This window comes from Leisingera daeponensis DSM 23529 (genome assembly GCF_000473145.1).
GTDB classification, from domain to species: domain Bacteria; phylum Pseudomonadota; class Alphaproteobacteria; order Rhodobacterales; family Rhodobacteraceae; genus Leisingera; species Leisingera daeponensis.
The window spans coordinates 745960-767097 of record NZ_KI421500.1 but is presented as its reverse complement, the minus strand read 5'-3'; the positions used below and the strand labels follow the sequence as shown (position 1 = coordinate 767097).

General features: G+C 63.4%; 23 protein-coding genes and 1 other RNA gene. 13 read left to right on the top strand and 11 right to left on the bottom strand.

What is annotated here, in order from left to right:
* Window positions 1-7: 7 nt before the first annotated feature.
* Window positions 8-745, bottom strand: coding sequence for a DUF2182 domain-containing protein (locus DAEP_RS0104170; RefSeq protein WP_036760982.1), 738 nt, complete (start codon window positions 743-745; stop codon window positions 8-10).
* Between the two features lie 158 nt (window positions 746-903).
* On the opposite strand from DAEP_RS0104170, the gene DAEP_RS0104165 reads away from it, so the two are divergent.
* The 7 genes from DAEP_RS0104165 (at window position 904) to DAEP_RS0104140 (ending at window position 5169) form a co-directional block, all read left to right on the top strand.
* Window positions 904-1632: a FadR/GntR family transcriptional regulator gene (locus DAEP_RS0104165; protein ID WP_008553520.1), complete on the top strand. Its 729-nt coding sequence runs from the start codon at window positions 904-906 to the stop codon at window positions 1630-1632.
* A gap of 21 nt (window positions 1633-1653) precedes the next feature.
* The gene (locus DAEP_RS23910) at window positions 1654-1878 is read left to right on the top strand and encodes a hypothetical protein (protein WP_027243783.1); all 225 of its coding nucleotides are present in this window, start codon (window positions 1654-1656) and stop codon (window positions 1876-1878) included.
* Window positions 1841-2190, top strand: a transfer-messenger RNA (tmRNA) gene (ssrA, locus tag DAEP_RS23510). The genes DAEP_RS23910 and ssrA overlap by 38 nt, the downstream gene beginning before the upstream one ends.
* A 311-nt stretch (window positions 2191-2501) precedes the next feature.
* The gene (locus DAEP_RS0104155; protein ID WP_027243782.1) at window positions 2502-3041 is read left to right on the top strand and encodes a nuclear transport factor 2 family protein; all 540 of its coding nucleotides are present in this window, start codon (window positions 2502-2504) and stop codon (window positions 3039-3041) included.
* A gap of 99 nt (window positions 3042-3140) precedes the next feature.
* Entirely contained in the window at window positions 3141-3314 is a 174-nt protein-coding gene (locus DAEP_RS23905) for a hypothetical protein (protein ID WP_154665026.1), read from the top strand.
* Window positions 3311-4582, top strand: a complete 1272-nt coding sequence (gene chrA, locus DAEP_RS0104145) for a chromate efflux transporter (protein ID WP_027243781.1) — start codon at window positions 3311-3313, stop codon at window positions 4580-4582. The genes DAEP_RS23905 and chrA overlap by 4 nt, the downstream gene beginning before the upstream one ends.
* A gap of 119 nt (window positions 4583-4701) precedes the next feature.
* Window positions 4702-5169 (top strand): SspB family protein, encoded by a 468-nt coding sequence (locus tag DAEP_RS0104140; RefSeq protein ID WP_008555124.1) that lies wholly within the window; start codon window positions 4702-4704, stop codon window positions 5167-5169.
* A 61-nt stretch (window positions 5170-5230) separates the two neighbouring features.
* Here DAEP_RS0104140 and DAEP_RS0104135 read toward each other — a convergent pair whose 3' ends face one another.
* The gene (locus DAEP_RS0104135; RefSeq protein WP_027243780.1) at window positions 5231-5791 is read right to left on the bottom strand and encodes a hypothetical protein; all 561 of its coding nucleotides are present in this window, start codon (window positions 5789-5791) and stop codon (window positions 5231-5233) included.
* 206 nt (window positions 5792-5997) lie between these two features.
* Here DAEP_RS0104135 and fumC point away from each other — a divergent pair, with 206 nt between their 5' ends.
* From fumC to DAEP_RS0104115, 4 genes are read left to right on the top strand one after another with little or no spacing between them, the layout of a single operon-like run.
* Window positions 5998-7392, top strand: coding sequence for a class II fumarate hydratase (gene fumC, locus DAEP_RS0104130; RefSeq protein ID WP_008555107.1), 1395 nt, complete (start codon window positions 5998-6000; stop codon window positions 7390-7392).
* The gene (locus DAEP_RS0104125) at window positions 7392-7568 is read left to right on the top strand and encodes a DUF4169 family protein (protein ID WP_027243779.1); all 177 of its coding nucleotides are present in this window, start codon (window positions 7392-7394) and stop codon (window positions 7566-7568) included. The genes fumC and DAEP_RS0104125 overlap by 1 nt, the downstream gene beginning before the upstream one ends.
* Window positions 7565-7783 (top strand): ribbon-helix-helix domain-containing protein, encoded by a 219-nt coding sequence (locus DAEP_RS0104120; protein ID WP_008554745.1) that lies wholly within the window; start codon window positions 7565-7567, stop codon window positions 7781-7783. The genes DAEP_RS0104125 and DAEP_RS0104120 overlap by 4 nt, the downstream gene beginning before the upstream one ends.
* 23 nt (window positions 7784-7806) lie before the next feature.
* Complete coding sequence (locus DAEP_RS0104115; RefSeq protein WP_027243778.1) at window positions 7807-8034, top strand: hypothetical protein; 228 nt, start codon at window positions 7807-7809, stop codon at window positions 8032-8034.
* Between the two features lie 48 nt (window positions 8035-8082).
* Here the strand turns inward: DAEP_RS0104115 and DAEP_RS0104110 are convergent, their stop codons facing one another.
* From DAEP_RS0104110 to DAEP_RS0104100, 3 genes are all read right to left on the bottom strand, one after another.
* A complete protein-coding gene (locus DAEP_RS0104110) occupies window positions 8083-9438 on the bottom strand; it encodes a cytochrome P450 (protein WP_027243777.1) in 1356 nt (451 codons plus the stop codon).
* Window positions 9426-10721, bottom strand: coding sequence for a hypothetical protein (locus DAEP_RS0104105; protein ID WP_245595053.1), 1296 nt, complete (start codon window positions 10719-10721; stop codon window positions 9426-9428). Before DAEP_RS0104105 ends, DAEP_RS0104110 begins: the two co-directional genes overlap by 13 nt.
* 87 nt (window positions 10722-10808) lie before the next feature.
* Entirely contained in the window at window positions 10809-11561 is a 753-nt protein-coding gene (locus DAEP_RS0104100) for a cytochrome c biogenesis CcdA family protein (protein WP_008557269.1), read from the bottom strand.
* 94 nt (window positions 11562-11655) lie between these two features.
* Here DAEP_RS0104100 and DAEP_RS0104095 point away from each other — a divergent pair, with 94 nt between their 5' ends.
* Entirely contained in the window at window positions 11656-11889 is a 234-nt protein-coding gene (locus DAEP_RS0104095; RefSeq protein ID WP_027243775.1) for a sulfurtransferase TusA family protein, read from the top strand.
* A gap of 166 nt (window positions 11890-12055) precedes the next feature.
* On the opposite strand, the gene DAEP_RS0104090 is transcribed toward DAEP_RS0104095, so the two are convergent.
* The 6 genes from DAEP_RS0104090 to purC form a co-directional block, all read right to left on the bottom strand.
* Entirely contained in the window at window positions 12056-14986 is a 2931-nt protein-coding gene (locus DAEP_RS0104090; protein WP_027243774.1) for an Rne/Rng family ribonuclease, read from the bottom strand.
* 589 nt (window positions 14987-15575) lie between these two features.
* Entirely contained in the window at window positions 15576-16913 is a 1338-nt protein-coding gene (locus DAEP_RS0104085; protein WP_008555716.1) for a sigma-54-dependent transcriptional regulator, read from the bottom strand.
* 30 nt (window positions 16914-16943) lie between these two features.
* On the bottom strand, window positions 16944-18716 hold the full coding sequence (locus tag DAEP_RS0104080; protein ID WP_027243773.1) for an ATP-binding protein: 1773 nt from the start codon (window positions 18714-18716) through the stop codon (window positions 16944-16946).
* Window positions 18717-18752: 36 nt separating this feature from the next.
* Window positions 18753-19421, bottom strand: a complete 669-nt coding sequence (gene purQ, locus DAEP_RS0104075) for a phosphoribosylformylglycinamidine synthase subunit PurQ (protein ID WP_008555735.1) — start codon at window positions 19419-19421, stop codon at window positions 18753-18755.
* Window positions 19421-19651: a phosphoribosylformylglycinamidine synthase subunit PurS gene (gene purS, locus DAEP_RS0104070; protein ID WP_027243772.1), complete on the bottom strand. Its 231-nt coding sequence runs from the start codon at window positions 19649-19651 to the stop codon at window positions 19421-19423. The genes purQ and purS overlap by 1 nt, the downstream gene beginning before the upstream one ends.
* A gap of 102 nt (window positions 19652-19753) precedes the next feature.
* Entirely contained in the window at window positions 19754-20515 is a 762-nt protein-coding gene (gene purC, locus DAEP_RS0104065) for a phosphoribosylaminoimidazolesuccinocarboxamide synthase (RefSeq protein ID WP_008555976.1), read from the bottom strand.
* Window positions 20516-20787: 272 nt separating this feature from the next.
* On the opposite strand from purC, the gene DAEP_RS0104060 reads away from it, so the two are divergent.
* Complete coding sequence (locus DAEP_RS0104060; RefSeq protein ID WP_008556777.1) at window positions 20788-21105, top strand: DUF1476 domain-containing protein; 318 nt, start codon at window positions 20788-20790, stop codon at window positions 21103-21105.
* The last annotated feature ends 33 nt before the right edge of the window (window positions 21106-21138 follow it).

The following is a 21138-nucleotide window of genomic DNA, read 5'->3' as shown; positions in this document are numbered from 1 at the left end:
CTCCCTCTCAGATAATCCCTGCTGCCAGCGCCAGCGCCGCAACCACCAGCCCCGCACCCAGCGGTTTGGTGATGTAGCGGCCCAGATCCGGCAGCTTTTCCAAAATCATGATCACGGTCGCCAGCCCCATGAAGGCAATGTTCATGGTGCCGCCCGCGAAGGCCAGCAGCATCAGTGCCCAGCAGCAGCCAAGGCACACCAGCCCCAGCCGCAGCCCGTTGCGCAGCGGGCCCTCGTCCCAGTGCTGCATGAAGAACACCAGCGGGCGGCGGCATTTGCTGAGGCAGGCTTCCTTCACCGGCGAGAACTGATAGCCGCCCGCGACCAGCAGCAGGCCCGCCGACAGGTAGCGCGAGTTGCTGTCGCCGAAGGCGGTGAGCAATTCTGCCTGGAACAGCCCCAGCTGCAGCACGGCGGCCAGCGCCGAAAAGCCGAGCCACACCGCCAGATAGCCGCCCACCAGACGGGTAAAGCTGGTGTCCGGCGCGGTGTGGGACAAATCCTCGTAGGTGGCAAAGGCTGGCAGCGCGGTCGGCGCCATCATCGCCGCCGACATCAGCGCCCACATCATCAGCATCTTGCCAAAACCCGCCGCATCCGGGGTCAGCGTGCAGAAGTCGCGCCAGAAATCGGGCCCGTAAATGGCCCCCGCGGCGCGCAGCTCGGCCGGCACGGACATCGCATAGAGCAGAACCCACGCCCCCAGGATCAGCCCGAACAGGCCCAGCCAATGCCAGCCTCCCATGGTTCTGATCCGTTGTGCCAGAATGGCTTTCATGGCGCGCTCCGGGTATGAGGGTTAGCGACTCAGGTCTTGAGTTTTAAATGTCAGACTTTTAAATGTCAGACAAATGATTTCTCGCCGGGCCAGCCTCGGCGTAACGCAGCGTCAGGATCCCGGGCATGAAGATTGACCCCAACAGCTCCGCCGATCTTTCGGTTCAGATAGCCCAGGCAATCAAGGATGCCATCATTTCCGGCGAGCTGATCGTCGATGAGCGGCTGCCGTCGGAGGCGGAGCTGTCGGATCATTTCAAGGTGTCCCGCCCGACCGTGCGCGAAGCGCTGAAGCGGCTGGCGGCGCAATCGCTGATCCGCACCCAGCGCGGAGCAACCGGCGGAGCCTTTGTGAACCGGCTGAGCTTTGAGGACGCCTATTCGCAGCAGATCACCACCTCCACCCTGCTGCTGAGCATGAATGCGGTGAGTTTCGATACAGCGTGCGAGGCGCGTTATGCGCTGGAACGCGCCTGTGCGCCGCTGTCGGCCGAACGCCGCAGTGCGGACCACCTGGCGACGATGCGGGCGGAGATCTTCCGCCAGGGGCAACCGGGACTGACCGATGAGGCCTTCTGCGCCTCCGACGTGGCGTTTCACCGGGCGCTGGTGGACGGTGCAGGCAATCCGGTGCTGTCCTATCAGCTGGCCGGCGCGGTGGAAGCGATGCAGCCCCTGATGAATATGATCACGTTCACCGCCCGAGACCGCGAGGTGATCACCGGCCTGCATTCCCGCATTGCCGACGCCATCGAAGCAGGCGACGGCAGCGCGGCCGTCTGCGGCTTGCAGGACCTGGAGAGCGAAACCCGCAAGCTGGCCTCCGACGTCTTCGCCGCGCGGGCGCAGAAGTAAGCGGTTAACGCTCTGCAAACCATGACCCGGGACAGTTGGGTCATGGCCAAACCCGGTTCCGCCCTCTCCCCCGGTATCCGGCTGCGCGACATCTTCGCCTGCAAGGCAATGCAGACCGGCCAGGTGCTGCGCCGCAAGAACCGCGATATCGAGCGCTATGCCGGGAGGGAGGCCTTTCTGGCCGGAATCCTAGCAGGATTCCGGTTGCCCCCTTTGCAACCGCGCAGAAGCGCACTATATAGCTGATGTTCCCTTGTGGAACTATGGACATAAACGCGCTCGTAATAAGCGGATCGGACCCGGGGGCGGTACCCGGCGGCTCCACCAAAATCCTTCGTTTGGGGATCATGGGGCCGAAACAGGATCGACGGACGTCTAAAGGGGTTTGCTTTGTCTCGGCGGGGTGCCACCGTACCGGCCCAAACAGTACAATTGCAAACGACAATCGTGCTCCGGTTGCTCTGGCTGCGTAAGCAGTCCGAGAAATCGAAATCTAAGCCCTTAGGCTTTGCAGCCTAAGGCGGGGTTCGCAGGTACCTGGCAACAGAAACCTGCACTTTCCCCACGAATTCCGACCAAATCCCCAGCTGGTATGCGGGGAATGCCTAAAACCTTAGGGATGGGCTGTAAAACCTGCCGGCGACTGTTAAATTACCGGGTCTGTACCGGACCCGGACCCGGACCGCAGGAAATCCTTCAATGCCTTTGGCTGCACAATGTTGAAATACTGACGCCCCGCGATTTCAGCCCGGCCGTGCCGGAGCGTGCAACTCCCTCCGCCCTGCCGCTTGCCGACCGAACCGGCGCGGCCGCCTGACAGCCCCCATGCCCCCCTGCCTGACCGGGCATGGCTCTGCTTTACGAAAAGAATGACTGATACTTTCACCAAACCCGCGACTGAACCCTTTGACACGCGCCGGGCTGCCGCAACCGGCGTCCAGGCTGCGATGGAAGCCCCCTTCGATCCGGCCAGCATGGCTGACCTGCCTTTGACCCGCCTGCTGCATCACTGGTTCGAGGAAGTCTGGGGCAGAGGCAACCTGAGCGCCGTCTCTGACATCATGCGCCGCAACACGCTGATCTCCGGATCGGTTTCCGCCCTTGCGGAACCGGAAGGCGATTACAGCGAGGTGGTCGCGGCGCTGCGCAACCTTTTGGGTCCGATCAAGGTGACCTTGACCCATGTGATGGAAACCGACGAATGGGTGTCGGTCCGGCTGGTGGCCGCAACCAGCAACCCCCGCGACGGCGAACCGTTCGAGATCACCGGCCAGGTCATGGCGCGGGTGCAGGACGGCAGGATCACCGAGATGCACTCCAACATGGATTATTTCCGGATGTTCGAAATGCTGGGCCAGCTGCCGCCGGAGGCCTTGGCCATCTGCCTGACCGGAGAACGGCTCGGCTGACAGGCGTTTGCGGCGCCATCATCGCAGGTTCTTGATCTTTGCCTCCTGCGGGACGAGCCTGGATCAAGACCGCCGGCGCTTGACAGGCTGGCCCAGGGTGTGAGAGGCGCCGGTACCGATTGGCACGGCCTTGCCGCCATGGCGGCGGGGCTGTTGCGCCGGTCAGTGGAGCACCATCAGCAGCTTGAGGCCGCCATGACCCTTGTTAACGCGCTGAACCGCCGGGCCCGCGATGGTTACCGCCACAGCCGGTTCGCGGAGCGCGCAGCATGAGCCATCCCGGCTGGGCGGAGATGTTCCGTGTCTTTGGACGCATCGGGGTGCTGAGCTTTGGCGGCCCGGCGGCGCAGATTGCTGTGATGCACAAGGAGCTGGTCGAAGACCGTGCCTGGCTGAGCGAAGAAAGCTTCCTGCGAGGCCTTTCCTTTTGCATGCTGCTGCCGGGGCCGGAAGCGATGCAGCTGGCAACCTATACCGGCTGGAAGATGCGCGGCACCGCAGGCGGGCTGCTGGCGGGGCTGCTGTTTGTTCTGCCCGGGGCCGCGGTGATTGCGCTGCTGGCTTGGCTCTACGTGCAATACGGCACCCTGCCCGCGGTGCAATCCGCCTTTCTGGGCATCAAGGCCGCTGTCGTCGTCATCATCCTGCAAGCGCTGCGGCGGCTGGCGGGCAAGGCGCTGCGCCACCGGGCGGACTGGATGCTGGCGGGATTTGGCTTTGCCGCACTGTTCCTGCTGAACCTGCCGTTCCCGCTGGTGGTGCTGGCGGCCGCCCTCACCGGTTTCCTGCGCAAGTCATCTGAGGCGGAGCTGCCCGCCCCTGCCGCGCCGTTTCAAGCTGCCGGCACGTTGCGGACCGTCGCCGTCTGGGGCAGCCTGTGGCTGCTGCCGCTGATTGCACTCAGCCTGTCCGGCGCAGGATTCCTGGCCGATGCCGGCTGGTTCTTCGCCAAACTCGCGGTAGTGACCTTTGGCGGCGCTTATGCGGTGCTGGCCTATATCAGCCAAACGGTTGTCAGCCAGTTCGGCTGGATCACCGCCGGACAGATGATCGACGCGCTGGGACTGGCCGAGACCACGCCCGGCCCCCTGATCCTGGTCACCCAGTTCGTTGCCATGCTGTCTGGGCTTCTGCAGGGCGGCTTCGGCCTGTTCCTGGCGGCAGGCGCGGTGGCGCTGTGGGCGACCTTCATGCCATGCTTTCTGTGGATCTTCGCCGCCGCGCCTTATGTCGAGCGCATCGCCGCGCATCCCCGGCTTGGCATGGCGCTGAAGGCGGTTACTGCAACGGTCGCGGGCGTGATTCTGAACCTTTCCGTCTGGTTCCTGATGCATGTGGCCTTTGCCCAAACGCAGATCTATGAGGCTGGCATCCTGCATATCCCCGCGCCGGTCTGGAGCAGCATGGACACCGCCGCGGTGCTGCTGGTTCTGCTGGCGCCGCTCGCCGCCTGGGTGGTGCGCGGCAATATGCTGCTGCTGCTGGCTGCAATGGCATGTGCCGGACTGGCCATTGGCGAATTCCCGTTTCCAATCAGTTGACTGCGGCGGCATTCGACACGCCCACCAGTGCCAAAAATAATTCGGCTTGCGAAAAGGGCGGTCTTTTGTTTCCGCCAGAATCTCTTATGCTTGGGGGCAAATGAACAAAGGGTGACTGCATGTCCCGTGAAATCGACTATGGCAACCTGATGCACACTGCCATGCGCGGCCTGATCCGGACCGTGCTGCAGGACATCGCTGAGAACGGCTTGCCCGGTAACCACCACTTTTTCATCACCTTCGACACGGCCCATCCCGATGTGGAGCTGGCCGATTGGCTGTCCGACCGCTATCCGGGCGAAATGACCGTGGTCATGCAGCACTGGTTCGACAATCTGACGGTGGATGATGAAGGCTTTGCCGTCACACTGAACTTCGGCGACTCGCCCGAGCCTCTCTATATCCCCTACGACGCGATCCGCACTTTCGTGGACCCGTCGGTGGAATTCGGTCTGCGGTTCGAAAGCGCCGAAGAAGATTCCGAATCCTATGCGGCAGATGACGATGAGGAGCAGGACACCGCCCGCGTCCCGGCCGAGGAAAAGAAAAACGCAGACATCGTCTCTCTGGACAGTTTCCGCAAATAACGCGTGTCCGCATCAGGCTGAAGAACAGGCGGCCCCTCAGGCCGCCTTTTTCATGTTCGCATCACTGCCGCGAGAGAAAGGTGCTCAGCTGCCGCTGGGGCTCTCCGTTGAGCCGCGAGATATAATCAAGGTCCAGGCCGCCCTCGGCCAAAGTCCGGTCGTACTGCTGCATTTCGTAATCCCCGTTGGGGTGGATATACAGCGAGAATACCGTCAGCGTATCGCCGGTGATGCGGCCCCAGACAAACGGCTCCCCTTTCATCGGGTCGAGCGGCACCGAATGGCCGAAGACATTGCGGGTCATCGCTGCGGAAAAGACACCTTCACGGCCGCTGGGCAGGAATTCGATCTCATAGGTTTTCGACTTCCGGCGCCCGTCGTCCTTTTCCGTCGTAGAGGTCCACTTGATGGTGAAGCCTTTCTTCGACTCGCGGATCGCCACGCTCATATCCCGGGGGTCGGTGTCACCGTCTTCCTTCACGATCTCGACGCTGCCGGCGTATTCGCCCGCGAAGCGGGAGATGTCCGCGCTTGCCCACTGCGGCAGCAGCAGGAGCAGAACCGCCGCCATCAGGGCGGCAAGGCTCAGCAAGACCTTGAGAGTTCGCAAATGCGTCGGCACGTCGCAATTCCTTCCGGATATACAGGCCTGTCCCTTACGCACTGTAATCATAGCATGGTTTCAGGCAATGGCATGTCTCCGATTGCGCCAATTCGGCACTATACCTGCCCGCGCGATTGGCTATGCTGCGCGCAACTGGCCAATTGCACTGCATCTGCACGCAGGCTAAACGGCATGCAATCGCATACGCAACGGAGAGAAGACGGATGTCCGAAACCCGCACCGAAACCGACAGCTTTGGTCCGCTCGAGGTCCCTGCAGACAAGTACTGGGGCGCGCAGACCCAGCGGTCGATCATGAATTTCCCGATCGGCTGGGAAAAACAGCCGGTCGCCATTGTGCGCGCGCTTGGGGTGATCAAGCAGGCCTGCGCCATGGCCAACAAAGAGTCGGGCAAGCTGGACGCAAAGATCGCCGATGCCGTCATCCAGGCCGCCAGCGAAGTGGTGGCCGGCAAATTCGACGACAACTTCCCGCTGGTGGTGTGGCAGACCGGGTCCGGCACCCAGTCCAACATGAACTCCAACGAGGTGATCGCCAACCGCGCCATCGAGATCCTGGGCGGCACCATCGGCTCCAAGGATCCGGTGCATCCGAACGATCACTGCAACATGGGGCAGTCGTCCAACGACACCTTCCCGACCGCGATGCATATCGCCACTGCGATGATGGTGCGCGACGTGCTGGTGCCCGGGCTGACCAAGCTGGCCGAAGGGCTGGAAAAGAAGTCCGAAGAATTCAAGGACATCATCAAGATCGGCCGCACTCACACCCAGGACGCGACCCCGCTGACACTGGGCCAGGAATTCGGCGGCTACGCGCATCAGATCCGTCAGGGCCTGGCCCGGGTCGAGGCGGCAATGCCCGGCATCTATGAGCTGGCCCAGGGCGGCACCGCCGTCGGCACCGGCCTGAACACCCAGAAAGGCTGGGGCGAGAAGGTTGCCGCCAACATGGCGGAAATCACCGGCCTGCCCTTTGTCACCGCCCCGAACAAGTTCGAGGCTCTGGCGGCGCATGACGCCATGGTGTTCCTGTCCGGCGCGCTCGCGACCATTGCGGGCAGCTGCTACAAGATCGCCAACGACATCCGCTTCCTCGGCTCCGGTCCGCGCTCCGGCCTGGGTGAGCTGATCCTGCCGGAAAACGAGCCGGGCTCCTCGATCATGCCGGGCAAGGTGAACCCGACCCAGGCCGAGGCGCTGACCCAGGTGGCGGCGCATGTGATGGGCAACGATGCGGCGATCAAGTTCGCAGGCTCGCAAGGCCATTTCGAGCTGAACGTCTACAACCCGATGATGTCCTACAACCTGCTGCAGTCGATCCAGCTCTTGGGCGATGCCGCGGACAGCTTCACCGAGCGGATGCTGAACGGCATCAAGGCCAACGAGCCGCGCATCGACAAGCTGATGAAGGAGTCGCTGATGCTGGTCACAGCACTGGCGCCGACCATCGGTTATGACAACGCCACCACCGTTGCTAAGACTGCGCATAAGAACGGCACCACGCTGAAGGAAGAAGCGGTCAAGCTGGGCTTTGTCGATGAAGCCACTTTTGACGCCGTGGTGCGGCCTGAGCAGATGATCGGGCCGAAGGACTGATGGAAAAGCCGGTCAATCTGAACCGGTACAGAAAAGAAAAAGCGCGGGCCGAGAAAAAGGCCCGTGCTGACCAGAACGCCGTGACATTCGGGCGGACCAAAGCCGAGAAAGGCCTGGACAAGGCGCGCAACGCGCAAGAGGTCAAACGCTTGGACGAACACAAGCGCGACGAATGAATTCCCGCCCCAAGAAGCATTCCCTCACGCTGCGCGGGCACCGGACCTCGGTGTCGCTGGAGGATGACTTCTGGGATGCCTTTCGCGAGATTGCAACCGCAGAAGACAGGGCGATCAATGACTTGGCAGCCGAAATTGATGAAACCCGCGGCGAGGATTGCGGGCTTGCCTCCGCCATCCGGCTGTTTGTGCTGCGGCGGTTAAGGGCGCGTTAACCACAAATTGCCATCCTCAGCTTATGCCTGTACCTGCCACTCTCTCTGCTGACGCGTGGTTGCAGCAACTTTTCCGTTCCCAGGCGGCCGCCAAGGGCGGCGTCATCCGGCGGCAGAAGCGCGACATAGAACGGCTGCTCGGCTGGGACCGGTTTCGGCAGGAATTGAAACACCGCGGTTTCCACGCCGTGGAAAATGCCGGTCAGGTCGTCATTTTCTGCAACCAAGACGCCGTGCGCATCATCCAGTAATGCAAATTTCTTCGAAGAAATTTGCCCAGAAAATTCGAATTTTCTTGGCTACCGCTCCGAAAGCTGCAGCCAGATCCCGCCCTTCGACCGCACCGTGAGATGCGCCACAGGCACCGGCGCCCTGCCGGCCGCCGGTTCGATACGGAAGCGGCGCAGGATCATTGACAGGATAAGCGGCCCCTCCACCATGGCGAAACCCGCCCCCGTACACACGCGGGCACCGGCTGAGAACGGGATATAGGCATCGCGCTGGCACTGCTTGCCGTTTTCCGTCCCCCAGCGCGCGGGATCAAAGCCGTCCGGGTTCTCCCACAGCCGCTCATGCCGGTGCAGGTGCCAGGGGCTGAGCACCATCTGCGCGCCCTCCGGCACGGCACGGTTGCGGAAGCGTTCGGGGCATGCGGCCTCCCGCACCATCATCGGCACCGGCGGATACAGCCGCAGGGTCTCGCGGAACACATCACGGCTGATCTTCAGCCGTGAAACGGCAGCAAAGTTCTCATCCTCCAGCACCGCGGCCTCAGCCGCCACCCTTTCCTGCCATTCGGGATAGAGCGCCATCAGATAGAGCGCCCAGGCCAAAGCGGAAGCGCTGGTTTCATGTCCTGCCAGGAAAAATATCGCAACCTGGTCCACCATCTCGGCGGTATCAAAGGTGCTGCCGGTTTCCGGGTCCCGGGTGGTCATGATCTTGGTCGCCAGATCATCCGGCGCTCTGCCCGCGTTAATCGCAGCCATCCGTTCAGTGGTCAGTTGCGCGATCAGCGCGCGGATCGTCCTTGCATTCCGCCGCGTCCCGGGGCGGAAGAACCGCGGCACCCAGCGCGGCAGCGGCACGAAGGCGGCCAGGTTCAGCAAGGGCTGGCTGCGCTGATAGTCGCGGAAGCGGGTGAAGACTTCGCCAGCCACCTCATGCCCGATCGGGATCGAAAATAGTGTACGGAAAATCACATCCGCCGCCGCGTGGGAGGTTTCCTCCTCCATCTCTACCGGCCCCGTCCGCCCCTCCAGCCGCTTGACCGCCGCCTCTGCCGCCGCGCGCATCGCCGGGTAGGTATCCTTCAGCCTCCCGCCCTCGAACGCCGGATCAATGATCCGCCGCTGCCGCTTCCAGGCTTCGCCATTGGTCAGAAACACCGAATTGCCCAGCAAGGGCTTCAGCCCCTCTGCAATGCGGTCCGATTTGGGAAAATCATCGGGGCGCTCCTTCAGCAAAAGCTTCACCAGATCCGGCTGGTTGACCAGAAAGGAGCGGAAAAACGGCGTGCGGAACTCTGCCATCCAGGCGCGGTAGAGCCGCGCAGGCTGCGCCGACAGGATGTCCTCACGGAACAGCTTCACATAGCGCCACAGCGGCACCTTATCCGGGCGCGCCGGCGGTTTTGGCGGCATCACTTGGGGCATTCAGCGGCCACCGAGGTGAACTTAGATACCGGCACGTCAATCCGCGATTTCGAAGGCTTCCGGTCGCGGTACCGTTCCGCCAGCGTTAGTGGCCCAGCAGTGATGCGGAAATAGTCATAGTCGCCCGGCCGGTCGAAGGCGCAGAGATACTGGAAATGCAGCCGGAAAAACCGCCAGCGCAGCTGCTGCCAGCGCGCAGGGCTAAGGGTTTGGGTAAAGGCGGCGGAGAACACCAGCGGCCAGCGCTTGCCCTCCGGCGCGACGCCGCTGACGGCGACCGGATCACACAGCGCAAAGGCGCAGCCATCGCCCGGCGCGGTCACATCCACCCAGGCAAGCTCGGTGCGCTGGGACAGGTATTTCAAGTCGGCCCGCAGCCGCTTGGCTTGAGGCAGGAAGGAAACCATCGGGACCACCTGCCCCAGCGTCAGAAACCCAAGGGCGGGGCGCTCTGCGGGCAGCCCGTCCCGGATCAGGTCCGCCAGCACCGACACCCCCAGATGCGCACCGGAGGAGTGGCCGACGACCAGCACCTCGTCCAGTGTTTTGTCCTGCAAGGCCTCGGCAATCAAAGCGCGGAACGCGCGCATCCGCGCCTCCATCTCCGGCGGGATCGCACCCCGGGAAGCCGCCGAATGAGCGTAATCGTGCATCAGGTAATATGCGAAAAACTTGCCGTCGCGTTTCTTGAACCAGCGCAGCAGCGCATAGCCGGCGCCAAGGCCCAGCATCCAGGCCGGCAGCAGGGCAAAGGCGCCGTTCAGACCGGCAGCAGCCGCGGCAAGACCGAAGGCATGAGCGGTTCCCCAAGCCAGCAGAAACGCCAGAAGCGCCTGCACAAGCAGCATTCCCACCGGGTAAAGCGCGGCAATCACCGGCCCCTTGCGCAGCAGCATCAGCCGCCTGAGCGCGCCGGTGGAGAGATAGATCCAGGCGGTGCGCAACAGCTGCCAGTAAGTGCCGGCAATCGTCGCCTCCATGCTGCCGCGCACGATGTCGGACCAAACCAGAACCTCGATATCGGCCTCAGTGCGCTGCCCGTCCATCTCAGCCGCGACATGCCAGCCGTAGGGGCCGTTGGTCCGTTTGGGAGAAAGGGTAAGGCTGTAGCCGGAAATCTGCGCCTGAGCTGTGCCCTCCTTGCGGTAGAGCTCGCGGTAACGGCGCGGATGAATCGGATCATAGCCGGGGATATAGAATACCCGGCGATTGCGCACTCTCTGGGGGTTGGAACCCGTGTGATCCACGCTGTTGATCCGCGCTGTCCTGCTCTGACATCTCATGCGCAGACTAACAGGGCTTTCCGGCAAGAGTAAGGCCGGGAGAGGCAAAGAAAAAGGGGACCTGAGGCCCCCTTGGAAACGCGCGGATCAGCCCAGCGTTGCCAGCGCCGGGAACGTTTCCAGCAGCCACCAGGAGAAGGTGGTGAACAGCCCGGTGACCAGCATGATGCCGACAAACAGCAACAGGCCGCCCATCACCTTTTCGATCAGCCCCATGTGGCGCTTCATCTTGTTCATCAGCGTCATCGAGCGGTTCAGGAACACCGCTGCCAGCAGGAAAGGCACGCCCAGACCCGCGGCGTAGACACCCAGCAGGAGCGTGCCGCGGCTGACCGAAGCCTCCGATGCGGCCAGCGACAGGATGGCACCCAGCTGCGGGCCGATACACGGCGTCCAGCCGAAGGCAAAGGCCAGCCCGAGCACATAAGCCCCCAAAGCGGAGCCGCCGGATTCGCCCGCCTCCATCCGTGCCTCGCGGTCCAGCAGCGGAATGCGGAAGATCGACAGGAAGTGGAGCCCGAAGATGATCACGACGACGCCTGAAACCTGGGCGAAAAGTTCCTGATTTTGCAGCACAAAGGCGCCGAAAGCAGAGGCCGTGAAGCCCAGCAGCAGAAACACCGTGGACAGCCCCAGCACAAAGAACAGCGCCGCAATGATCGCCTTGCGCCGCGCGGCGACGGTGCCCTGCATCTCGCCGATGGTGACGCCGCTCATATAGGCCAGGTAGGGCGGCACAATCGGCAGCACGCAGGGCGACAGAAAACTGATCACGCCGCCCAGCAGCGCCACCAGCATGGCAGGGATCAGCCCTGCGTCGATGATCTCGATTCCAAACATGGTCCCACACTTATGCCAGCGGGCGGCCAACGTCACGGGGACGGCTGGTCACATCCTTGTGGACAGCATGAAACATCCCCCTTATCTGAACACCATGAGCGAGATCAAAGAGACCCTCGATGCAATCGGGCTGCTGTGCCCCCTGCCCGTCCTGAAGGCGCGCAAGCGGCTGAAATCGCTGCAGACCGGCCATGTGCTGCAACTGCTGGCGGACGACCCGGCAGCGGTGATCGACGTGCCGCATTTCTGCAATGAAGCAGGGCATGAGTTCCTGGGCCACAGCGAAGGTGCGGGCCACCAGATCTACCTGATCCGCAAGGGCGGCTAGGCCGCAAACCTCCCCAGCGCCCGCGCCTTGCTGCACCGGAGTTCTGCAATAACTCCGGCCCGGAAAACTGTGTTTCGTGCGCAGCCAGAAGTTTCCTGATTGGGGCCAGCCCCAAATGAAAAAGGCAGGCCTGGCGGCCTGCCTTTTCGCGTGTTCCATGCTGGGCTCAGCCGCCCATCGACCACCAGCCGCGGCGTTTTGGCTTGGACGAGGCTGCGGGCTCCCGCTCCGCGGCGGCGCCAGCCATTGCAGGCTCCGGCTGCTTTTCCTCTTCCGGCTCAGCGGCGGGTTCCAGCTCAGCGGCCTCTTCCACAGCAGTCTGCTCCCCGGCAGGTTCCGCATCGGGCTCATCTGCAGGCTGTTCTTCGGCCACTTCGGCGGCAGTTTCCGCAGGCGCCTCAGCTTCTGCGGCCACTTGCGCAGCAGCCGGTTCTTCTGCCGGAGCGGCCGGTTCAGCTTCCCCAGCGGGCTCTGCGTCCTGGGCGGGAGCGGATTCTGTGCTGTCCGCAACGGCCTCAACCGCGGGTTCTGCGGTCTCATCAGCCCGAGCTTCCGCGACCGTCTCAGCCACAGGCGCATCGGCAGCTTCGACTGCGGCGGGCGTTTCCTCTGCCGCGGCTTCGGAGCCTTCAGCAGCGGCTGCATCTGCCTCAGCCTGCTTGCTCTTCGGTTTGCGCGAACGGGACCGGGTGCGGGTGCGGGAGGGCTTTTTCTCCTTCACGTCTTCCGCGACAGGCACTTCCGCCTCGGAGTCAGCTTCCAGCGCCTCGTCAGCCTCTTCCTTCGGCTGATCCTGGTCATCGGAGGTGTCCTCGCCGTTCTCGCCCGCCTGGGCCTGATCGCCGTTGCCGGACTTCCGGCGGCGGCGGCGGCGGCGCTTGCGCTTGGGCTTGTCGTCCTGCGGCGCATCGTCCTCAGCGGCCTCAACGGCCTCAACTGCAACGATGGCCTCTTCCTCATCCTGCAGCGCTTCGTCAGCGTCGACCTGCTCCATGATCGAGGTATCAACCGACACCACCGGAGCGGTGGCCGCAGGCACGGTGCGGGAAGCGGTCTTGAACTTCTCCAGCACAAAGTCCGGGCTGACCAGATGCGCGTCGCCTTCGATACGCACGGACAGACCGTAACGCGCCTCGATCTGGGCGATGTGCTCGCGCTTCTGGTTCATCAGGAAGTTGGCGATGGAGACCGGGCAGCGCACCAGAACCTCGCGCGAGCGGCGGCGGGTGCCCTCTTCCTCGATCTGGCGCAGGATCGACAGCGCCATCGAGTCGTCGGAGCGGATCAGTCCGGTGCCATGGCAATGCGGGCACGGCGCGGTGGTGGCCTCGATCATGCCGGGGCGCAGCCGCTGCCGCGACATTTCCATCAGGCCAAAGCCCGAGATACGGCCCACCTGGATGCGGGCGCGGTCGGTTTTCAGCTTATCCTTCATGCGCTTTTCGACGGCGGCGTTGTTCTTGCGCTCGTCCATGTCGATGAAGTCGATGACGATCAGGCCGGCGAGGTCGCGCAGACGCAGCTGGCGCGCCACCTCTTCGGCGGCCTCAAGGTTGGTCTTGAGCGCGGTCTCCTCAATCGAGGCTTCCTTGGTCGCCCGGCCGGAGTTCACGTCGATCGCCACCAGCGCTTCGGTCACGCCGATCACGATGTAACCGCCGGATTTCAGCTGCACCACCGGGTTGAACATGCCGCCCAGGTAGCTTTCAACCTGATAGCGGGCGAACAGGGGCAGCGCGTCCTGGTAATGCTTCACGTTTTTGGCGTGGGACGGCATGATCATCTTCATGAAGTCCTTGGCGATGCGGTAGCCGCGGTCGCCTTCCACCAGAACCTCGTCGATCTCGCGGTTGTAGAGGTCGCGGATCGAGCGTTTGATCAGGTCGCCTTCCTCATAGATCTTGGCGGGCGCGATGGATTTCAGCGTCAGCTCGCGGATCTGCTCCCAGAGACGCTGAAGGTATTCGTAGTCGCGCTTGATCTCCGCCTTGGTGCGCTTTGCCCCGGCGGTGCGCACGATCAGGCCCGCGCCGGTCGGCACGTCCAGTTCGGAGGCGATGTCCTTGAGCTTCTTGCGGTCGGCGGCGTTGGTGATCTTGCGGGAAATGCCGCCGCCGCGGGCGGTGTTCGGCATCAGCACGCAGTAGCGGCCGGCAAGCGACAGGTAGGTGGTCAGCGCTGCACCCTTATTGCCGCGCTCTTCCTTGACGACCTGCACCAGCAGCACCTGGCGCACCTTGATCACTTCCTGGATCTTGTAGCGGCGCGGACGGGGTTTGCGCGGCGGACGGATGTCCTCGCTGTCGTCCTCTTCGGCAACGGATTCGATGTTTTCATCTTTGGCGGCAGCGTCGGCCCGGAGGGATTCACCGTTTTCGTCGCCCTCGTCCCGGGCAGTGTCCTCTGCCTTGGCTTCTTCGGCGTCCGCCTCGGTCTCAGCCGCCGCTTCCGCAGCCTCGTCATCCGCCTCAGCAAGATCATCCGCCTCTGCCGCGTCGGCGGGGGCTTCGTTCTCGTCTTCCGGCTCTTCCACCGGGGTTTCCGCGACACGTTCCACCGGCGAGGAGCCTTCGGGCACCTCGGCCAGTTCCGCGGGCACATCCGCAGCCGCGGCGCTGTCGCTCAGGTCGATGGTTTCCATCCCGGCGATTTCGCCGGTCTTCTCGTCAGAAACGCCAACTTCCCTGGTCTCCACCGCATCGCCGGAGGAGGTCTTGGCCGCCTTGGCGGAAGACTTGGACCGGCGCGACCGCTTGGGCTTGGACGGTTTTTCTTCATCCTCCTCGTCGCGGGCGCGCATCGCCTCGGCATAGGCGCGCTCTTCCTCCATCAGCGCTTCGCGGTCGGCCACCGGGATCTGGTAATAGTCCGGGTGGATTTCCGAAAACGCCAGGAAGCCATGGCGGTTGCCGCCATAGTCCACGAACGCCGCCTGAAGCGAAGGTTCGACCCGGGTTACTTTTGCGAGGTAGATGTTTCCAGCAAGCTGGCGTTTGTTTTCGGACTCAAAGTCGAATTCCTCAACCTTGTTTCCATCGACCACCACAACGCGGGTTTCTTCCGCGTGGGTGGCGTCAATAAGCATCTTATTTGCCATTTGTCCTTGGTGCACCTGCCCTGTGCGCCCGCAAGCTGTCTGCTTCCAGGCGGCCGCGCGCGTTTCGGGTGGTGTCTTGTCAGGGCGATCTGGGACGGCGCGGTGCGGCAGGTGGTCCCGGGGACTGTGCCCGGCCTTCCTGCCTCAGTGCTCTTCGCTCTCGCGCGCGTCATCGCGGTTCTTCTCCGGCAGGCAAGCCGCGGCCTGTCCTGCCCTATAATCCCTGCGCCGGGTTAAATTCCGGCTCGGGCGCTAAACTGCCCCCTTGGGTCAAGGGGGCCAATCGGTCTGGCTGCAGCTTTCTCGGATCGTGCCGGACAAAAGCCGAAGCCAGCGAAACTCATCAGAACGGGGGAAGCCTAGTGCCGGTTTCCAGCCCGTTTGGACAGCATAAGGCCTGTGGATAGGTAATGACAATGGGCATTCGTCACCGCAGGACCTGAAAATGAATCCAGCCTGCTCATACCCGGGAAGACGTTAACTTTTCGTTGAAATTCAGCGGTGTGCCGGACTTCCGCGGCACACCCGGCCCCTAAAAACAAACCCCGTCCGGGCCGTGTCCCGCGTCAGGAAACGGCCCGGACAGCGGTTACGCCAGATAATCTGAGCGCTGCAGGCCGTATTTCGCCATTTTCTCGTTCAGCGTCCGGCGCGGCAGACACAGCTCGTCCATCACGCTGGCGATCGAGCCCTTGTGGCGGCGCATGGTGTTGTCGATCAGCATCCGCTCGAAGGCTTCCACATATTCCTTCAGCGGCTTGCCCTCGGTGGTCATCACCGGCTGCATTTCCTCGTGATCGGACATCAGAAGCGACGCGATGGTGCCGGAGCCGCGGCGCGACTGCAGCACGGCACGCTCAGCGATGTTGATCAGCTGGCGCACGTTCCCCGGCCAGGGCGCCTGCAAGAGCTGTGCGGCCTCCTGAGCGCTGACCTGCGGCGCATCGCAGCCGTATTCCTCGGAAAACTGCTCGCTGAGGCGGGTGAACAGCGTCAGGATATCCTCGCCGCGCTGGCGCAGCGGCGGCACGGTGATGCGCAGCGCCGCCAGACGGTAGAACAGATCCGGGCGCAGCGCGTCCTCGCAGGTCTTGCCGGCTTCCTGCAGGTTGGAAATGGCGATGATCCGGGTTTCGGCAGGCGTGCCCTGCTCGTTGATCACGCTTAGGAGCTTGGCCTGCAGGGTCTCCGGCAGAGCGTCGATGTCTTCCAGCACCAGGGTGCCGCCGCGGGCCTCCTCGATTGCGGGCAGCATGCTGTCTTCGGGCTGCATCGGGCCGAACAGGCGCTTGGCCAGCGCCTCCTCCTCCAAAGCGGCGCAGGAGACCAGCACGAATTTCTTGCCCGCGCGGCTGCCGACCGCGTGCAGCGCATGAGCGACCAGAGTCTTGCCGGTGCCGGTTTCCCCGTCGATCAGCACGTGGCCGTCGGCCTGGCCGAGGTCCAGAATATCCTCGCGCAGGCGTTCCATCACCGGGCTTTGGCCGATCAGCTTCTTCATGATCTGAGAGCCGTCCGACAGCTCGCGCCGCAGCGCCCGGTTGTCCAGGGTCAGGCGGCGGGCCCCGGTGGCGCGCTTGGCCAGTTCCGACATGCGGTCCGGGTTAAAGGGCTTCTCCAGGAAGTCGAAGGCCCCCACCCGCATCGCTTCAACCGCCATCGGCACGTCGCCATGGCCGGTGATCATGATCACCGGCAGCGCGGAGTCGGTGCCCATCAGCTTTTTCAGGAACTGCATCCCGTCCATGCCCGGCATCTTGATATCGGAGATCACGATCCCCGGATAATCCGGCCCCAGCACCTTCAGCGCTTCCTCGGCACTGGGGAAGGTTTCCGTGTCATACCCTGACAGCGCCAGCCATTGGCTGATCGACTGCCGCATATCCTGCTCATCATCGACGATCGCGATTTTCATAGCCTGGGCCATGCGCGTTCTCTCCTAATCACTCCGGGCGGCCTATTCGGCAGCCTCGATACCGTCCACCAGGACCGGCAGTTGCATCTCAAAGACCGCGCCGCCGCTCTGGCCATTGCGGGCGGTCAGCCGTCCCCCAAGGTCGTTGACGATCCCCGAGGAGATGGCAAGACCCAAACCAACCCCGTCGCCGGGCTGCTTGGTGGTGTAGAAAGGCTCGAACAGGTTGTCGAAGTCCTTGATCCCTACCCCATTGTCGCGCACCGACAGGGTTGCCGTCTCACCGGCGGCCAGCAGGATTTCCACCTCAGGGTCCGCCACGGATTTGGTGGCGTCCAGCGCATTGCGCAAGAGGTTGACCATAACTTGTTCCAGGCGCATCCGGTCGCCCATCACCATAACAGGTTCTTCTGGCAAAATCCGGGTGATTTTCACATGCCTCTGGCGCAGCTGCGGTTCCATCATCGACAGGCTGGATGCCAGCGCATCGCCCAAGTTTACAGGGCTGAACGCATCGCCGCCCTTGCGCGCGTAGGATTTCAGCTGGCGGGTGATCGCCCCCATCCGCTCAATCAGGTCGTCGATGCGCCCGAAGGATGCCAGCGCCTCATCCGGGCGGTTCCGGTTGAGCAGCAGGCGGGCGCCGGCCAAATAGGTTTTCATCGCCGCCAGCGGCTGGTTCAGCTCGTGGCTGACCGCCGCGGACATCTCGCCCAGGGCAGCCAGTTTCGAGCTTTGCGCCAGGCTCTGCTCGGCCACGGCGAGGGTCTTTTGCATACGTTCGCGTTCGGCAATTTCCCGCTGCAAACGCGCATTCAATACGCGAAGCTCTGCCGACTCCCGCTGGAACAGTGCCATCCGCAGCGCGGTCTTGCGGCTCAGCGCATAGAAGGCCAGCGCCAGCAGGATCGCGAATCCCATGATTTCCAGCGCCAGCACGGCATTTACCCGCTCCCGCACCGACGAATAGGTGGTGAAGGACGCCATCCGCCAGCCCTGGAACGGCACCCTTGTTTCCAGCCGCATCACCGCCTCGCCCTGAAGGTAGGCGTCGGGGGGCAGCGCAGTCCAGTCGGTGGTCGCGCGGATCGCCCGCTGGATCGCGCCTTCGGGCGTCTGCAGCGTCAGCGCATCGCCCTCCTTGAGGCCGCGCCAGCGCGCTTCGGTGGCAAGAATGATGGTGCCGGTGCTGTCGGTGACCAGCACCGCGTCGGAGATCCCTGCCCAGGCGCGCTCGAACTTCTGCAGGTCCACCTCAACAACAATCGCGCCCAGCACGCCGGTCGCATCAATGATGCGGCGCGAATAGGTGAATCGGTAGCCGCCGACCTCGCGCGGGATCACCGAGAATACGGTCGACTTGGCCCGCACCGCATCGACGAAATAGGCTGCATTGCGGTGGTTGGAGCCCAGCCGGTTGCGGTCTGTGGCCGCCACCGTGCGCCCGTCCTGCGCCAGCAGCATGATCGAGGCCGCGCCGATCTCATCAACAAAGGAGATAAGCCGCTGGGTCGACAGGGAGAAATCATTGGACTGCAACGCCGAGATCAAGGTCTGGTCGCGCGCCAGCAGCTGCGGCACGATGGCGTGCTGGCGCAGTTCGCTCAGCAGGTTGCCGGAGTAAAGCGCCAGCCGCAGCTCTGCCCTGTTGCGGGTGCTTTCGGTGAAACGGTGGGTCAACGCCCGGTTGGTGGTCCAGACGGTGACCGCCGCCGCCATCATGAACAGCACAAGCGCCAGCCGCGCCCGCCACGAAATCGTGCGCGAACCTGCCTTGGCCTTGCCTTTGATCATTTCAGAGCGCGGGGCGGTCATGACTCATACCTATTGCGGCCGCCCCGCATCCTCAAGTCACGCCGCGGTGACCATTCCCGCCAATGCGCGGAACACTGCCGCACCGTCGGTGCCGCCATGGCCCTCATCCGCAGCCCGCTCCGGGTGCGGCATCATGCCCAGAACGCGGCGGTTCTCCGACAGGATGCCGGCAATGTCCGCGATCGAGCCGTTGGGATTGTCTTCATAGGTGAAAGCCACCCGGTCCTGGTCGTGCAGCGCCTTGACGGTGTCCGCATCGGCGAAATAGTTGCCGTCGTGGTGGGCAATCGGGACGCCGATCACATCGCCTGCATTATAGCCCCGGGTGAACACGCTGTCAGCGGTCGCCACCTTCAGGTTCACAGTGCGGCAGATGTATTTCAGGCCCGCATTGCGCAGCAGCGCTCCCGGCAGCACGCCGGTCTCGGTCAGGATCTGGAAACCGTTGCAGACGCCAATGGCATAGCCGCCGCGGTCAGCGTGCTCAATCACCGCCTTGCAGATCGGCGACTGGGCCGCAATCGCGCCGCAGCGCAGGTAGTCGCCATAGGAAAAGCCGCCCGGCACGCCAACGATGTCCACCCCCTCAGGCAGGGCACTGTCCTTGTGCCAGACCATCGACACGTCGAAACCGGCCTGCTCGAAGGCCACCGCCAGATCGCGGTCGCAGTTCGAACCCGGGAAGACTACTACCGCCGCCTTCATCACTGCATCTCGATGCTGTAGGATTCGATCACGGTGTTCGCCAGCAGCTTCTCGCACATCGCGGTCACATCTGCTTCGGTCGCGCCTTCGGCCAGATCCAGGTCAATCACTTTGCCCTGGCGCACACCCTCAACCTTGTCAAAGCCCAAGGCCCCCAGCGCGTGGCGCACAGCCTCGCCCTGCGGATCCAGAACCCCGTTCTTCAGCATCACATGCACCCGTGCCTTCATCGCATCATCCCTCAGGTTTTCGATGGCGAAGCCCCATCAAGGCTTCATCTTTCTAGAAATACTCAAAGACCCGCGGCGCGGCAGGCGCAGCGGGTCCCTGTCTCAGTTCACCAGCGTCGGCTTGCCCGGCGCAGGCGGATTGTTCGGCATCACGCCCAGGCGGCGCGCCACTTCGCTGTAGGCGTCGGTCAGGCTGCCCAGGTCGCGGCGGAACACGTCCTTGTCGAGCTTCTGGCCGGTGTTGATGTCCCACAGGCGGCAGCTGTCGGGGCTGATTTCATCGGCGATGACCAGGCGCTGGAAGTCGCCCTCGTAAATGCGGCCGATCTCGATCTTGAAATCGACCAGGCGGATGCCGACCGCCAGGAACACGCCGGACAGGAAGTCATTCACCCGCAGCGCCAGGCTCAGGATGTCGTCCATGTCCTGCTGGCTGGCCCAGCCGAAGGCGGCGATGTGCTCTTCGGTGACCAGCGGGTCGCCCAGGGCGTCGTCCTTGTAGCAGTATTCCACGATCGGGCGCGGCAGCTGGGTGCCCTCGTCGATGCCCAGACGCTTGGAGATGCTGCCCGCCGCATAGTTGCGCACGATGATCTCCAGCGGGATAATCTCGCAGCTGCGCACCAGCTGCTCGCGCATGTTCAGCCGCTTCAGGAAATGGGTCGGCACGCCGATCTGCCCCAGCCCCAGCATGAAGAACTCGCTGAGGATGTTGTTCAGGACTCCCTTGCCTTCGATCACGTCGTGCTTTTCGGCGTTGAAGGCGGTGGCGTCATCCTTGAAATACTGCACGATGGTGCCCGGCTCCGGGCCTTCATACAGTGTCTTTGCCTTGCCTTCGTAGATTTTCTTGCGGCGCGCCATTGGGAACCTTTCGGGTCATTGCCGGGAATCCGGCCCTGCGATGTGCCGCCCTCATAGTGCAAGGGGGCTTCAGCCGCAAGCTTGCTGCATGGGCCCGCCATGCCGCGGGCGTTGCGGCGGCCGCGCCCGGACCGGCCCCCGGATCCGGCCCGCCGCTGGCAGGCCTAGGACAAATCCGCCCAAAGGCTTTAGCAGGCACTGTTTTTTCTTGCCCTGGGCGGCAATCATACTCCTATCATACCACAGGTGCACAAGGTTAATGAGGATCAGCCATGACAACATTCGACGAACGCGAGCAGGCCTTTGAGGCCAAGTTTGCGCATGATGAGGAAATGCAGTTCAAGGCGCGGGCGCGCCGCAACAGAATGCTGGGCCTTTGGGCGGCGGATCTATTGGGCAAGACCGGCTCTTCGGCCAATGAGTATGCCCAGTCGATAGTGGCGGCGGACCTTGAGGAAGCCGGCCATGAGGATGTGGTGCGCAAGCTGACCAGCGACCTGGGCAGCCGGGCCAGCGAGGAGCAGATCCGCCTGAAGCTGCAGGAACTTCTGGTGCAGGCGCAGGCAGACATCCTGAAAGAGACCAGCTGAACAGCCCGGCATCGGCAAAAGGCCCGGCTGAAA

Coding starts and splice junctions, on each gene's coding strand:
- DAEP_RS0104170 (WP_036760982.1), bottom strand. CDS start 745: ATGGGAGGCTGGCATTGGCTGGGCCTGTTCGGGCTGATCCTGGGGGCG.
- DAEP_RS0104165 (WP_008553520.1), top strand. CDS start 904: ATGAAGATTGACCCCAACAGCTCCGCCGATCTTTCGGTTCAGATAGCC.
- DAEP_RS23910 (WP_027243783.1), top strand. CDS start 1,654: ATGACCCGGGACAGTTGGGTCATGGCCAAACCCGGTTCCGCCCTCTCC.
- DAEP_RS0104155 (WP_027243782.1), top strand. CDS start 2,502: ATGACTGATACTTTCACCAAACCCGCGACTGAACCCTTTGACACGCGC.
- chrA (WP_027243781.1), top strand. CDS start 3,311: ATGAGCCATCCCGGCTGGGCGGAGATGTTCCGTGTCTTTGGACGCATC.
- DAEP_RS0104140 (WP_008555124.1), top strand. CDS start 4,702: ATGTCCCGTGAAATCGACTATGGCAACCTGATGCACACTGCCATGCGC.
- fumC (WP_008555107.1), top strand. CDS start 5,998: ATGTCCGAAACCCGCACCGAAACCGACAGCTTTGGTCCGCTCGAGGTC.
- DAEP_RS0104125 (WP_027243779.1), top strand. CDS start 7,392: ATGGAAAAGCCGGTCAATCTGAACCGGTACAGAAAAGAAAAAGCGCGG.
- DAEP_RS0104120 (WP_008554745.1), top strand. CDS start 7,565: ATGAATTCCCGCCCCAAGAAGCATTCCCTCACGCTGCGCGGGCACCGG.
- DAEP_RS0104115 (WP_027243778.1), top strand. CDS start 7,807: ATGCCTGTACCTGCCACTCTCTCTGCTGACGCGTGGTTGCAGCAACTT.
- DAEP_RS0104110 (WP_027243777.1), bottom strand. CDS start 9,438: ATGCCCCAAGTGATGCCGCCAAAACCGCCGGCGCGCCCGGATAAGGTG.
- DAEP_RS0104105 (WP_245595053.1), bottom strand. CDS start 10,721: ATGAGATGTCAGAGCAGGACAGCGCGGATCAACAGCGTGGATCACACG.
- DAEP_RS0104100 (WP_008557269.1), bottom strand. CDS start 11,561: ATGTTTGGAATCGAGATCATCGACGCAGGGCTGATCCCTGCCATGCTG.
- DAEP_RS0104095 (WP_027243775.1), top strand. CDS start 11,656: ATGAGCGAGATCAAAGAGACCCTCGATGCAATCGGGCTGCTGTGCCCC.
- DAEP_RS0104090 (WP_027243774.1), bottom strand. CDS start 14,986: ATGGCAAATAAGATGCTTATTGACGCCACCCACGCGGAAGAAACCCGC.
- DAEP_RS0104085 (WP_008555716.1), bottom strand. CDS start 16,913: ATGGCCCAGGCTATGAAAATCGCGATCGTCGATGATGAGCAGGATATG.
- DAEP_RS0104080 (WP_027243773.1), bottom strand. CDS start 18,716: ATGACCGCCCCGCGCTCTGAAATGATCAAAGGCAAGGCCAAGGCAGGT.
- purQ (WP_008555735.1), bottom strand. CDS start 19,421: ATGAAGGCGGCGGTAGTAGTCTTCCCGGGTTCGAACTGCGACCGCGAT.
- purS (WP_027243772.1), bottom strand. CDS start 19,651: ATGAAGGCACGGGTGCATGTGATGCTGAAGAACGGGGTTCTGGATCCG.
- purC (WP_008555976.1), bottom strand. CDS start 20,515: ATGGCGCGCCGCAAGAAAATCTACGAAGGCAAGGCAAAGACACTGTAT.
- DAEP_RS0104060 (WP_008556777.1), top strand. CDS start 20,788: ATGACAACATTCGACGAACGCGAGCAGGCCTTTGAGGCCAAGTTTGCG.